This is a genomic window from Nonomuraea sp. NPDC003560 (assembly GCF_042878785.1).
Lineage (GTDB): Bacteria > Actinomycetota > Actinomycetes > Streptosporangiales > Streptosporangiaceae > Nonomuraea.
This window is the reverse complement of record NZ_JBIAOF010000008.1, coordinates 276,236-288,487: the sequence shown is the minus strand read 5'-3', so window position 1 is coordinate 288,487 and position 12,252 is coordinate 276,236. Positions and strand designations below refer to the sequence as shown.

The 12,252-nt window shown below is 74.0% G+C and carries 15 protein-coding genes; 9 read left to right on the top strand and 6 right to left on the bottom strand.

Annotated elements, in window-relative coordinates; translation table 11 throughout:
- Positions 1–18: 18 nt before the first annotated feature.
- Positions 19–795, bottom strand: coding sequence for a MerR family transcriptional regulator (locus ACFYUV_RS30105; protein ID WP_387673836.1), 777 nt, complete (start codon positions 793–795; stop codon positions 19–21).
- A gap of 243 nt (positions 796–1,038) precedes the next feature.
- Between ACFYUV_RS30105 and ACFYUV_RS30100 the strand changes: the two genes are divergently transcribed.
- Both ACFYUV_RS30100 and ACFYUV_RS30095 read left to right on the top strand, forming a co-directional pair.
- Complete coding sequence (locus ACFYUV_RS30100; RefSeq protein ID WP_387673833.1) at positions 1,039–2,271, top strand: serine hydrolase domain-containing protein; 1,233 nt, start codon at positions 1,039–1,041, stop codon at positions 2,269–2,271.
- A gap of 64 nt (positions 2,272–2,335) precedes the next feature.
- Positions 2,336–2,929, top strand: coding sequence for a TetR/AcrR family transcriptional regulator (locus tag ACFYUV_RS30095; RefSeq protein WP_387673830.1), 594 nt, complete (start codon positions 2,336–2,338; stop codon positions 2,927–2,929).
- Positions 2,930–3,009: 80 nt separating this feature from the next.
- Here the strand turns inward: ACFYUV_RS30095 and ACFYUV_RS30090 are convergent, their stop codons facing one another.
- On the bottom strand, positions 3,010–3,786 hold the full coding sequence (locus ACFYUV_RS30090) for an alpha/beta hydrolase family protein (protein ID WP_387673827.1): 777 nt from the start codon (positions 3,784–3,786) through the stop codon (positions 3,010–3,012).
- Between the two features lie 157 nt (positions 3,787–3,943).
- Between ACFYUV_RS30090 and ACFYUV_RS30085 the strand changes: the two genes are divergently transcribed.
- The 3 genes from ACFYUV_RS30085 (at position 3,944) to ACFYUV_RS30075 (ending at position 5,650) form a co-directional block, all read left to right on the top strand.
- A complete protein-coding gene (locus tag ACFYUV_RS30085; protein ID WP_387673824.1) occupies positions 3,944–4,966 on the top strand; it encodes a prephenate dehydrogenase/arogenate dehydrogenase family protein in 1,023 nt (340 codons plus the stop codon).
- Between the two features lie 124 nt (positions 4,967–5,090).
- Positions 5,091–5,333 (top strand): phosphopantetheine-binding protein, encoded by a 243-nt coding sequence (locus ACFYUV_RS30080; RefSeq protein WP_352354845.1) that lies wholly within the window; start codon positions 5,091–5,093, stop codon positions 5,331–5,333.
- Between the two features lie 53 nt (positions 5,334–5,386).
- Positions 5,387–5,650, top strand: a complete 264-nt coding sequence (locus ACFYUV_RS30075) for a phosphopantetheine-binding protein (protein WP_352354843.1) — start codon at positions 5,387–5,389, stop codon at positions 5,648–5,650.
- A gap of 61 nt (positions 5,651–5,711) precedes the next feature.
- Here the strand turns inward: ACFYUV_RS30075 and ACFYUV_RS30070 are convergent, their stop codons facing one another.
- A complete protein-coding gene (locus ACFYUV_RS30070; RefSeq protein ID WP_387673821.1) occupies positions 5,712–6,614 on the bottom strand; it encodes an S-methyl-5'-thioadenosine phosphorylase in 903 nt (300 codons plus the stop codon).
- Between the two features lie 330 nt (positions 6,615–6,944).
- Here ACFYUV_RS30070 and metK point away from each other — a divergent pair, with 330 nt between their 5' ends.
- The 4 genes from metK (at position 6,945) to ACFYUV_RS30050 (ending at position 10,175) form a co-directional block, all read left to right on the top strand.
- Positions 6,945–8,132, top strand: coding sequence for a methionine adenosyltransferase (gene metK, locus ACFYUV_RS30065; protein ID WP_387673818.1), 1,188 nt, complete (start codon positions 6,945–6,947; stop codon positions 8,130–8,132).
- A 152-nt stretch (positions 8,133–8,284) separates the two neighbouring features.
- The gene (locus ACFYUV_RS30060; protein WP_387673815.1) at positions 8,285–8,932 is read left to right on the top strand and encodes an isochorismatase family protein; all 648 of its coding nucleotides are present in this window, start codon (positions 8,285–8,287) and stop codon (positions 8,930–8,932) included.
- Between the two features lie 146 nt (positions 8,933–9,078).
- Positions 9,079–9,636: a hypothetical protein gene (locus tag ACFYUV_RS30055; protein ID WP_364338561.1), complete on the top strand. Its 558-nt coding sequence runs from the start codon at positions 9,079–9,081 to the stop codon at positions 9,634–9,636.
- Positions 9,633–10,175 carry a hypothetical protein gene (locus ACFYUV_RS30050; protein WP_387673812.1) on the top strand — a complete coding sequence of 181 codons (543 nt, stop codon included), beginning with the start codon at positions 9,633–9,635 and terminating at the stop codon, positions 10,173–10,175. The genes ACFYUV_RS30055 and ACFYUV_RS30050 overlap by 4 nt, the downstream gene beginning before the upstream one ends.
- Here the strand turns inward: ACFYUV_RS30050 and ACFYUV_RS30045 are convergent.
- Genes ACFYUV_RS30045 through ACFYUV_RS30035 form a run of 3 tightly spaced genes read right to left on the bottom strand, consistent with a single transcriptional unit; the run spans position 10,119 to position 11,964 of the window.
- Positions 10,119–10,844 carry an alpha/beta hydrolase gene (locus ACFYUV_RS30045; protein WP_358295100.1) on the bottom strand — a complete coding sequence of 242 codons (726 nt, stop codon included), beginning with the start codon at positions 10,842–10,844 and terminating at the stop codon, positions 10,119–10,121. The genes ACFYUV_RS30050 and ACFYUV_RS30045 overlap by 57 nt on opposite strands.
- A 17-nt stretch (positions 10,845–10,861) precedes the next feature.
- Positions 10,862–11,632: a 4'-phosphopantetheinyl transferase family protein gene (locus tag ACFYUV_RS30040; RefSeq protein WP_387673809.1), complete on the bottom strand. Its 771-nt coding sequence runs from the start codon at positions 11,630–11,632 to the stop codon at positions 10,862–10,864.
- Positions 11,629–11,964: a hypothetical protein gene (locus ACFYUV_RS30035; RefSeq protein ID WP_357982071.1), complete on the bottom strand. Its 336-nt coding sequence runs from the start codon at positions 11,962–11,964 to the stop codon at positions 11,629–11,631. The genes ACFYUV_RS30040 and ACFYUV_RS30035 overlap by 4 nt, the downstream gene beginning before the upstream one ends.
- Between the last annotated feature and the right edge of the window lie 288 nt (positions 11,965–12,252).

Here is a 12,252-nt window from a genome sequence, read left to right as displayed (position 1 = left end):
CGCCCAGGAACGCCGGCGTCACCCGCGGGGGAGGTCGATGCCGGACGCTCGCAGCTCCGCCTCGACCAGGGCGTTCAGCCGGGCGATGGACGGTTCCCGGTCCTCGCCGTGGTGGTTGACCAGCCCGTAGCGGGCGGCGGTGTCGGACCGGTTCCAGAACCCGGCCGGCATCGCCCGCGGCCCCGGGCCGGCCAGCAGCTTGGCGGCCAGGGCGGCGGCCAGCTCCTCGATGCGCGGGTCGTCCGGGTCCCAGGCCCGCGCCTCCAGGGCGCGTTTGACCAGCTCGACGTGCTCGGGGTCGTCCAGTGAGTGTTCGAGCCGGGTCAGGAGGCTGTCGAAGATCGCCGGCATCAGCGCCCTGGTCAGGACCATGGCTTCCCGCTGGGTGGACACGTAGCCGGGGTCGAAGCCGAGGGCGGCCAGCCGGTCCAGGACGGCGCAGGCCCGGTCGGGCAGCAGGACCCGGTCGCCGTGGGCCAGGCGATGCAGTGTGTCGCGGCGCGCGGTCAGGTCCTCGATCCGCTCGGTCAGCCGGCGGCGGACGTCGTCCAGGGCGGCGGCGAACGGCTCGGGATCGGCGTCGAGCAGGTCGCCGATCTCGGCCAGCGGCACGCCGGCCGCGGCGAGGGTCCGGACCTGGACCAGCCGGACCAGGTGGGCCGACCGGTAACGCCGGTAGCCGGAACTGTCGCGTTCGGGTTCGGCGACCAGGCCGAGCCGATGGTAGTGCCGCACGGTCTTGACGGTGACGCCGGTGAAGGCCGCCGTCTGACCGATCGTGAGCCCGTCCGTCATCGGCTCGGCGCGGCGGCGGACGGCAGGCGGACGCGCGCCGGTCGCCGGTCGGCGAGCGGCGCTCCCGGGTACGGGGTGCGGGCATTCACAGGGCCGAGAGTAGCGCGCACGGCCATGGCGGGGTTGACCTTGACCTTGGGTCAGGGTTCAGGCTCGTCGCACGGCCACCTCGAAGGCGCCGGTGGCCCGTCCATCACCGCCTTCGAGCCGTGGCGGACGACGACCACCACCGAAAGAGGGATCATGACGATCGAGAACGACAACGGCTTCTCCGGAGCAGGGCTGCGCCGGCTGCGCGAGGTGCTGACCCGGCACGTGGAGTCCAAGCGGATTCCCGGGCTGGTCGCCCTGGTCAGCCGGGGCGAGGAGACGCACGTCGAGGCGATCGGGACCATGCGCCACGACGGCGGCGCGCCGATGAGCCGGGACACGATCTTCCGGATGGCGTCCACGTCCAAGCCGGTCACGATGGCGGCGGCGATGGTCCTGCTGGACGAGTGCCGGCTGCGGCTGGACGACCCGGTCGATCCGTGGCTGCCCGAACTGGCCGACCGGCGGGTGCTGCGGCGTCCCGACGGCCCGCTGGAGGACACCGTGCCGGCGCTCCGGCCGATCACCGTACGGGACCTGCTGACCTCCACGTTCGGCCTCGGCATGGACTTCACGCTGCTGGACTCCCCGATCAGGGCCGCCACCTTCGAGCGGACCGACTACAGCGTGGCGTCCGGGCCGGCGCCGGAGCCGGACGAGTGGATGCGCCGCCTCGGCGAGCTGCCGCTGTCGTACCAGCCGGGGGAGCGGTGGCAGTACGACCTCAGCAACGAGGTGGTCGGCGTGCTCGTCGCCAGGGTCGCCGGCCGGTCCCTGGAGGCGTTCCTGCGCGAACGCGTCCTGGACCCGCTGGGGATGAAGGACACCGCCTTCCACGTGCCCGCCGCGAAGATCGACCGGCTGCCGCCCCTGTACGGGCCCGACCCGGCGACCGGGGAGTTCCTGGTGTGGGACGAGGCGGAGGGCGGCAGAACCGCCCGGCCCCCGGCGTTCCAGGGCGCCGGCGGCGGGCTGGTCTCCACCGTGGACGACTACCACGCCTACTTCCGGATGCTGCTGAACCACGGCGTCCACGACGGCGAACGCATCCTGTCCAGGCCCGCGGTCGAGCTGATGACCACCAACCGCCTCACCCCGGCGCAACAGGCCGCCCGGGACGCCATGTACGGGAACATCGTCCATGTGTCCGCCGGCCAGGGGCTCCAGGGCGGCTGGGGCTTCGGGATGGCGGTGCGCACCCGCCGCGGCGACTACGCCTCCGTCGGCCAGTTCGGCTGGGACGGCGGGACCGGCACCACCGCCTACGCCGACCCGGCCAGGCGGCTCACCGGGATCCTGCTCACCCAGGTCGGGATGTCCACCCCGGACTCGATGCGGCTCATCAACGACTTCTGGACCACGCTCTACCAGGCCCTCGACGACTGACCGGCGCGGGCGGGGGATCCGGTCGATGGTCACGTCCCGGGTGGGCGGGCTGTTTAATGCTGCCATGGGCCGAATCGCCGGCGTCACCGCCGCCGAGACTCGTGAACGGTTGTTGCGCGCCGCCGCGGAGGCGTTCGCCGAACGCGGCTACGACGGCACCCGCGTCGCCGACATCGCCGCCGCCGCCGGGGTGAGCAACGGCGCGCTGTACGCGCACTTCGGCTCCAAGGCCGAGCTGCTGGTGGCGGCGCTGCGCGCGCACGGGCGGCGGGGGCTGGCCGACCTGTTCGCCGCCGACCCCGACCGGCCCGTCCCCGACCTGCTGCTGGAGATCGGACGCTGGCTGCCGCAGCGGCGCGACGCCCGCGGCTACCTCATCGTCGAGGCGCTCGTCGCGGCCCGCCGGGACGAGGACGTCGCCCGGCCCATGCGCGACTACGTCGGCGAGCGCGCCGGGTCGATGGCCGCGCTGGCCCGCCTCGCCCAGGACCGGGGCGAGCTGGACCCGGCGCTGTCGCCGGCCGCGCTGGCCCACTTCTGCCTGCTGCTGTCCATGGGCAGCGCCCTGGTCACGCCCGACCTGCACGCCGTCGGCGACGAGGAATGGGCCGCCCTGCTCGCCCGGGTGGTCGGCGCGCTCATGCCCGAACCGTCCTGACCGCCCTGCTCGCCCGGGTCGTCGGGGCGCTCATGTCCGAACCGTCCTGACCATGCTGCTCGCCCGGGTCGTCGGCGGGCTCACGCCCGAATCGCGTTGCGACCCGCCGCGGCCTCTATGGCGGCGGTGATCAGGGGCCAGGTGCTCGACTGGGGGTCGATCAGGCTGAAGTGGCCGGCGTCCGACGGCTCGATCAGCACCGCCGACGGCTCGGCCGCCGCCGTCCGGCGGCTCATCGACACCGGCAGCACGCGGTCCCTGACCCCGTGCACCAGCACCAGCGGGCCCCGGTCGTAGGGCAGCAGGCGCGCCGGATCCACCTCGTCCAGCAGGTCGGCGCGGTCGTGGAGCAGGGCGCGGGCCGCGCCGCCGCCGAGCCCCGCCGTGAACGCCTCGCCCAGGTCGCCGACGGCGGCCAGCCCCACCACGCCGCGGACCGCCGGTTCGGCGTGCCAGCGGGAGCCGGGCGGCAGCCGGTGCCGCAGCGCCGACCAGAGCGCGAGGTGACCGCCCGCCGAATGGCCCACCAGCAGCACCCCGGACGGGCAGTGCGCTCCTACGAGGTCGAGCGCGGCGGCCACGTCGTCGAACGTGCCCGGGTGGCCGCCGCCCTCCTGGCCCACCCTGCGGTACTCGGGCACCCACACCGTGTGACCGAGCGCGGCCAGGGCGACGGCCATGGGACGGGCGTGCCGCCGGTCGTACTCGGCCATCCAGTAGCCGCCGTGCAGCAGGACGAGGGGCGGGCGGCCGGCGCCGTCGTAGACGTCGATCACCTGGTCGGGGTGGCGGTCGCCGTAGCGGAGCACGCGGTCGGGCGGGCGTACCGGTCGGGACAGCAGGTCTTGGTAGGACATGTCGTGATCGTAGGAGCGCGTCCAGGGGGTTGACCTGGGGTTGCGCTGGCAGGAACGTGCCGCGGGGCGGCAGCAAGAAGACGGGCCGCGTACCGCCGCCGGGTGCCTCGCGCCGCGACCATGGGGGAGTGACGTCCGAGGGAAGCGAGGTTCGGCCATGTCCCCAATCCGCCGTGTCGTGGTGATCGGCTGTGGGTTGATCGGCACGTCCGTGGCGTGCGCGCTGCGGCGGGCGGGCGTCCGGGTCGAGCTGGCCGACCACGATCCGTGGGCGCTGGCGCAGGCCGCGCGGATGGGCGCGGGCACCGCGCTGCGGGCCGGGGCCGGTCCGGCCGACGTCGTCGTGATCGCCACGCCGCCCTCGTCGGTGGCCGCCGTCCTGCGGGAGGCGCAGGCCCGCGGGCTGGGGAGGGTCTACACGGACGTGGCCAGCGCCAAGACGCGGATCCTCGCCGAGGTCGAGCGCGGCGGTTGCGACCTGTCCTGCTACGTGCCCGGCCATCCGATGGCCGGGCGGGAGGTGTCGGGGCCGGGGGCCGCGCGGGCGGGCCTGTTCGAGGGCAGGACGTGGGCGTTGTGCCCCCATCCGGCGCTGTCGCCGCGCGCGCTGCGCACGGTGGCGGCGCTGGCGACCGCGTGCGGGGCCGAGGTGCGGCTGCTCGCGCCGGACGCCCACGACCGGGCCGCCGCGGCGGTGTCGCACCTGCCGCTGGTCCTGTCGGCCGCGCTCGCCGCCCGGTTCGCGACCGGCGCCCAGGACGGGCCCGCCGAACCGCCCCCGGGCGAGGGGACGGGCGCGGAGACGGGCGCGGAGACGGGCGCGGAGACGGGCGCGGAGACGGGCGCGGAGACGGGCGCGGAGACGGGCGCGGAGACGGAGACGGGCTGGGAGGTGGACCGGGATGCGGGCGGGTTGTCGCTGGCCGCCGGGGCGTTGCGGGACGTGACGCGGGTGGCCGGCAGCCCCGCCGGCATGTGGCGGGACATCCTGGCGCACAACGCGACCCCGGTGGCCGACCTGCTGGACGAGCTGACCCGCGACCTGAGCCGCGTCGCCGCCGCCCTGCGCGCCGCCGACGACGGCCCGGTGGCCGAGGTGCTGGCCAGGGGGAACGAGGGGCACGCGCGCATCGTCCGGGCGCTGTCGCGCACGCGGGAGGCGGAACGGGCGGCGTCCTGACCCCGCCGCGCGACCGACGGGCCCGCACGGGCGAACGGCCCCGAGTGCGCACGTGAGGACAAGCGCCCGCCGCCCCCGCGGCTTATGGTCCCCCCAAGGAGAGCCTCACGGGAGGACGCGCGACGTGGACCCGGCGGACGTCGACAGGCACGTCACCGACATCTGGAACACCGTGCTCGGCGTCGGCCCGGACGAGGCCGGCGCCACCTTCGGCGAGCTCGGCGGCACGGCGCTCGCCGCGCTGCGGATGGCCGCCCGGATCGAGGACCGGCTCGGGGTGGCCGTCGAACCGGCCGTCCTGCTGTGCGACGGGACGCTCGACGCGCTGCTCGGCCAGGTCAGGGCCAGGGCATCCTCGGAGATGTAGCCGCCGCGGCGCCGTTGCGACAATCACCAGCAGACCTTGAGGAGGGACGGCCCATGACCGGCGGACTCAGCCTCGCCGAGCTTCGCGAGAAGGTCGGCGACATCTGGAACGAGGTGCTCGACGTGCCCGAGGGGCTGGAGGCGGCGACGTTCTCCGACCTGGAAGGGGAGTTCGCGGCCGCGGCGCGGCTGGTCGGGCGGATCAAGGAGGAGCTGGGCATCGCCATCGACGTCGGCGACGTCTTCGACGCGGACCCGAACCTGGAGGCGCTGGTCGAACGCGTCGCCCTGGACGCGCACGTGCCGATGGCGGTGTAGCCCCCGCGATCACACCCGGGTTCCCGCGGGGGCCCGGGTTTCCGCGTGGTCCAAGAAGGATTCAGGCGGGGAGCGGGCCGAGGTGGTCGGCGTCGGCGGGGAGGGCGGCGTCCTCCAGGGCACGCGCGCAGCCGCACGTACGGGTGCGGGGCAGCCGGGCCACGGTCGCCAGCACCAGCGCCCGCAGCCGGTCCAGCCCCTCGTGGAAGATCGTGAACAGCTCGTCGCGCCGCGCGCCGGAGCCCACGCCGAGCCCGGCGTCCAGGTCCGTCACCAGCGCGACGGGCACGTAGCACAGGGCCAGCTCGCGGGCGAGCGCCGCCTCCGGGCAGGCCGTCATGTCGAGCAGCGACCACCCCTGCGCGGCGTACCACTGCGCCTCGGCGCGGCTGGCCAGGCGCGGGCCCTCGACCACCACCGTCGTCCCGCCGTCCACGCAGTCCTGGCCGGTCGCCGCCGCGGCGTCGAGCACCGTCTCGCGGCCCACCGGGCAGAACGGGTCGGCGAACGGCACGTGCACCGCCGCGTCGTCGAAGTACGTCCGGACGCGTCCGCAGGTCCGGTCCACGAGCTGGTCGGGCACCACCACCACGCCCGGCCCCAGCTCGGGCCGGAGCGAGCCGACCGCGCACGGCGCGATGATCTGGCGCACGCCCACCGAGTGCAGCGCCCACAGGTTGGCCCGGTAGTTGATCCGGTGCGGCGGCCGGCGGTGGTCGCGCCCGTGCCGGGGCAGGAAGGCGACCGTGCGGCCGCGCACCCGGATCAGCGAGAGCGGCGCCGACGGCTCGCCGTACGGGGTGGTGAGCGCGACCTCCCGGGCTCCGTCGGCGACCGAGGAGAACCCGCTCCCGCCGATGATCCCGATCTCCGCGCCGATTCCGTTCATGATCAGCCTTTCGTCGCCGGTGCGGCCGGGACCCGGCGTAGGTGATCCGCCCGGCGGGAAGAGCCGTCCGGGCATCAGGAGCATCGTGGCCTCCCGCCGCGTCCGGGGCATCTCCTGGATTGCCCGACCGGTCCCGACGCCGCACAGGGAAAGAACCCGCCACGCCGGGCCGTGGTTATTCTCGGAAGCGAACCTCCGTCGCGCAGGTCATCGGAGAAGAATGCTCGACGCGAAATCTTGGATGATCTGTGTCCGGGAAATTCGAGTTTTCCCGCCGCCGAGATGTGGAGCAATTCCATGCCCAAAGTGATTCGCGTGCCGAGGCCGAAGAAACCGCGTACCCCCGTGACCGCACTCGACCTGCGCACGCCCGCCGGGCGCCGGCTGCCCTACTAGGAGGCCCCGGTGTCACGTCGTTTGTTCACCTCAGAATCGGTCACCGAAGGCCACCCCGACAAGATCGCCGACCGGATCAGCGACGGCATCCTGGACGCCCTGCTGGCCAAGGACCCCGGCAGCCGGGTCGCGGTCGAGACGCTGATCACCACGGGCATGGTGCACGTCGCGGGCGAGGTCACCACGCAGACGTACGTGGACATCCCCGGCCTGGTCAGGGAGACGATCCTGCAGATCGGCTACGACGCCTCCCAGAAGGGCTTCGACGGCGCCTCCTGCGGCGTGTCGGTGTCGATCGGCACCCAGTCGCCCGACATCGCCCGCGGCGTGGACGACGCCTACGAGCACCGCGGCGCGGCCGCCGCCGACGAGCTGGACCGGCAGGGCGCCGGCGACCAGGGCCTCATGTTCGGCTACGCGTGCGAGGAGACGCCCGAGCTGATGCCGTTGCCGATCATGCTGGCCCACCGGCTGGCCCGGCGGCTGGCGGAGGTTCGCAGGTCCGGGACGGTGCCGTACCTGCGGCCGGACGGCAAGACGCAGGTCACCGTCGAGTACGAGGGCGACCGGCCGGTCCGCCTGGACACCGTCGTGCTGTCCACCCAGCACGCCGCCCACGTCGACCTGGCCGACATGCTGACCCCCGACGTCACGCGCGAGGTCGTCGAGCCGGTGCTGGCCGAGGCGGGGATCGACACCACGGGCCACCGGCTGCTGGTCAACCCGACGGGCCGGTTCGAGGTCGGCGGCCCGATGGGCGACGCGGGCCTGACCGGACGCAAGATCATCATAGACACGTACGGCGGCATGGCCCGGCACGGCGGCGGCGCGTTCTCCGGCAAGGACCCCTCCAAGGTGGACCGGTCGGGCGCCTACGCCATGCGCTGGGTGGCCAAGAACGTGGTGGCCGCGGGGCTGGCCGGGCGGTGCGAGGTCCAGGTGGCGTACGCGATCGGCAAGGCGCGGCCGGTGGGCCTGTTCGTGGAGTGCTTCGGCACCGAACGGGTGCCCAGGGAGCGCGTCCACGACGCCGTGCGCGAGGTGTTCGACCTGCGCCCGGCCGCGATCATCCGGGACCTGGACCTGCTGCGTCCCATCTACGCGGGCACCTCCGCCTACGGGCATTTCGGCCGCGACGAGTTCACCTGGGAGCGGGTGAACCGGACGGAGGAACTGCGGGCGGCGGCCGGGCTCTGACCATGGGCCCGGTACACACTCCGGAAAAAAGAAAATGGCTGGAAACGGCGGCGGGAAGTCAGCTTCCTGCCGCCGTTCCGCATTTCGAGGGACGCCGTGGCGGCACATCATGGAAACAGCCTCAAAAAGCTGCGAGAAATTCGGAGGTCGCCGTGCCGGTCGTTTCAGAGATCGAGCCCTACCCGATGCCGGACGCCGCCGAGCTGCCGCCCGCCGCGGTCACCTGGACGCCCGACCCGCGCCGGGCCGTCCTGCTGCTGGTCGACCTGCAGCACGCCTGCCTCGACCTCTTCCCGCCCGGCGAGGCGCCGCTCACCGACCTGGTGCGCAACGTGACGGCGCTGCGCGAGCTGTGCGCGCGCCTCGGCGTGCCCGTCGCCTACGCGGCCCAGCCGGGCCTGCTGACCGGCGAGCAGCAGGGGCTGGCCAAGGACTTCTGGCGGCGCAGCGACCGGCTGGAGCCCGCCCGGCGCGGCTTTCCCGAGCCGATGGCGCCGGGACCGGGCGACTGGGTCTTCACCCGGCGGCGCTACAGCGCCTTCCACGAGACCACCCTGCTGTGGTGGCTGCGCGAGTCGGGACGCGACCAGCTCCTCATCGCCGGCGTCTACGCCCACATCGGCGTCCTGACCACCGCGCTCGACGCCTTCACCCACGACATCCAGCCGTACGTGGTGGCCGACGCCGTCGCCGATCTCACCGCAGCCGACCACCGGCAGGCGCTCGGCTACGTCGCCGGCCGCTGCGGCGTCACCCTGACGACCAAGCAACTGCTCGCCGGACTGCCGCGCAATTTGTGAGTTGTCAGGCGCGGGATCGCAGCGGACACTGAACTCGCGATCTCCCGGAGCAGGCGTAACCGAAGGGGACCGAAGACCGTTCGCCGGCGACCTCGCCGTGCCGGGACGACGCGTGACCGACGATCCCGGAAGCCGAGGTTCCCCGCATGGCCACCCACACGGTGTCGACGTCCGGCGGCCTGTTGAGCGCGCTCAACACCCGCTACCACAAGCCCGCCCTCACCCTCTACCTCGTCGTCGTGCTCGCCCACTGGGCCGAGCACGTCGCCCAGGCCATCCAGGTCTACGTGCTGGGCTGGCCGCTGAAGGAGGCGCGCGGCGTCCTCGGCATGCCCTTTCCCTGGCTGGTCAGCTCCGAGTGGATGCACTACGGCTACGCGCTGCTGATGCTCATCGGCCTGCTGATGCTGCGCTCCGGCTTCACCGGCAGGTCCCGTACGTGGTGGAACATCTCCCTGGGCATCCAGGTCTGGCACCACCTGGAGCACCTGCTGCTGCTCCTGCAGGCGCTCACCGGCAACAACCTGGCGGGCCGTCCGGTGCCGACGAGCATCATCCAGCTCCTCGTCCCGCGCATGGAGCTGCACCTGTTCTACAACGGGCTGGTCTTCGTGCCCATGGTGGTGGCCATGCTCCTGCACCGCAGCCCCCGTCCGGCCGAGCGGGCCGACATGCGCTGCGCCTGCGCGGTGTCGCCCGCGTGATGGCGCGCTCCGGGCGCCGCGGGGTCTCCCCGGCCTTCTCCTTCGCGCTCAGCCTGGTGGCGGGTTTCCTGCTGTTCCTGACCGTGCCGAACCTCGGCACGGTCGTCCGCGCCGCCCGCGCCGACGGCGTGCCCGGGGTGTTCGTGCCGCGCACGCTGGCGTGCATCACGCATCCGGGGCACGAGTCCTGCGTCTGGACGGGCGACTTCCGCTCCGACGACGGCGCCACCGGCCGGACGGGCGTCGAGATGTACGGCAGCGACCGCTACACCCACCGGGCCGGGCAGCCGGTCCGCGCGGTGGACATCGGCTCCGGCGGCCGCGTCTACGGGCCGGGCGGGTCGAACGAGTGGGTCTTCAGCGCCCTGCTCCTGGCCGTGGCGCTGGGCCTGCTGTGGTTCCTGCACGCCGGTTCGCTGCGGCGGCTGCTTCCCGCGTCCTCGCGGCCCGGGCCGGCACCGGGCCCGGAGGCCGCCGGCCGCTCAGTGGCGGCCGGCGACGGCGTCGGACAGCAGAGCGCTGAGCGGGCCGGGCGCTGAGACCATCGGCCAGCAGCCGGTGTCCAGGGTGTGGAAGTCCCAGGACGGCGCCGCGCGCAGCGCGGACACGTCGGGCGACAGGCTGCCCTGGAAGTGGTCCAGGTCGCACACCACGTAGCTGGCCCGCTGCCGCTCCAGCGGCGTGCTGAGCACGGCGGCCTCGGCCACGGCGCGGCCGGGGTGGCCGACGAACCGGGCGGCCAGCCAGCGCGCCTGCGCCGCCGTGAGGCCCTGTCCCTCGGCCACCAGGGTGTGGTCGGGGGCGGGCCAGCGGCCCCCGCCCGACTCGATCAGGCGCAGCTCCTGCTCCCGCTGCCGGTCGGGGAAGGCGTGCAGCATCGAACGGCCGTCGTGCGGCAGGAACGCCTCGACGTAGACGGTGTGGGCGACGCGGCCCGGCGCCCGGTCGGCGACCTGACCGGCCACCAGCCCCGAGTAGCTGTGCCCGACGAGCACGACGTCGCGCAGCCCCTCGTTCTTCAGCAGGGTCAGCACCTCGTCCACGTGCGTCTGGAGACCGACGCCGGCGACGTCGTCGCGCGGCCCGGACAGGCCGCGCAGGGTGACGGCGCGGGCGTCGTGCCCGAGCAGGCGCAGCCGCCGGACGACGGGCTCCCAGATCCACGCGCCCGACCAGGAGCCCGGCAGGAGGAGGAAGGTCCTTCGCATCTGGATCGTCCTCCTTCTCACGCGACGCCGGCCAGCGGCCCCGGCAGGGGGCCCCGTGCGAAGTCTGCCCGCGCGGCGGACAGGTGGAACTCCACCGCCTCGATCGGGCGGCCGGTGATCACCGCGACCGCGGCGACGTAGCCGCGGCCCGGCGACAGGACGCGGAACCGCAGGCTCTCCGGCGGGATGTCCAGCGGCCAGCTCAGCAGGGCCGGGTCGTCGGCCGGCCCGCTGACCGCCACCTCCGTCGGAGGCACCCGCAGGCCGTGCCCGGTGGCCTTGAGCGCCGCCTCCTTGCGCACCCAGACCTTCGCGAACGCCTCGTACCTGTCCTCCTGGGGGAACGCCTCCAGGACGGCCAGCTCGGCCTCGGTGAGCGCGCAGCGGGCCAGGTCGTCCACCGGGTCGGCGGGCACGGCCTCCACGTCCACCCCGAGCGGCCCCTCGGTCGTCACGGCCACCGCGACCCGGTCCTCGGAGTGCGAGACCGACACGTGCAGCGGGAAGCCGGGCGCCCGGACCTGCGGCTTGCCGTGGTACCGGGTGCAGTCGGGGCACGACCGCTCCACCACGACGTCCTCGGGACGGACGCCGAGCTGCACGGCGCTCGCGGTGCGCAGCAGCCAGGAGCCGGTCAGGAAGCGCCTGCGGTCGGGCTCGCGGCGGAACCGCGCGGCCCGTTCGAGCTCGGGCTCGCTGAGCACCGACAGCAGGGTCCCCTCCGGATGGTCGCGCGGGCCGGCCCACCAGACCTGGCACTCTCCTGGCGCCACCACGGATGCGATCACTGGTCTTCCTCCCTTGCGGCTGTGCTGCTGTGGGACAGGACGCGGCAGGCCACCAGCTCCCACCGGTCCACCTCGGGGTTGGCGAGGGTCTGCGTCACCTCGGCGCGCACCTGCGCGCTGGTCAGGGGCTCGTCCACGCGCATCCGGATGACGATGTCCCCGCCGGCCTGGGTGAGGTCCTTGTGCCAGTGGCCCGGCAGGAGCGCCATGATGCGGATCCCGTCGATCGGGGAGCCGAGGATCGGCATCCCGCGCACCTGGCGCATCGTCACCTGGATCAGCATGGCTTCCTCGTCGCCGTGCGGCGTGAAGGGGCGAACATGGGGTCTCATCTCCATCTCGTCTGCCGGAGGTCTGTCTCTCGTACCTCCACTGTGGGATCCGGGAAGGGTGCGATCCAGGGATGGGGACGTCAGGAAGCTGCAGGCCGCCGCCGCATGCTGTCACCGGGCCCGCCCGGCCCCTGGTCCCTGGTCCTAGGTCGAAGGTCCCGGCTCACGGTGACCGGACGGCCGATCCCGCGGGCCGCGGCGGACGGCATAGTCGTCCCGGAGACGGCGCGGAGCACCTGGGGAGGGGCGATGACCGGACCGGACGGCCCGAGCCCGGGCGCCGCCCAC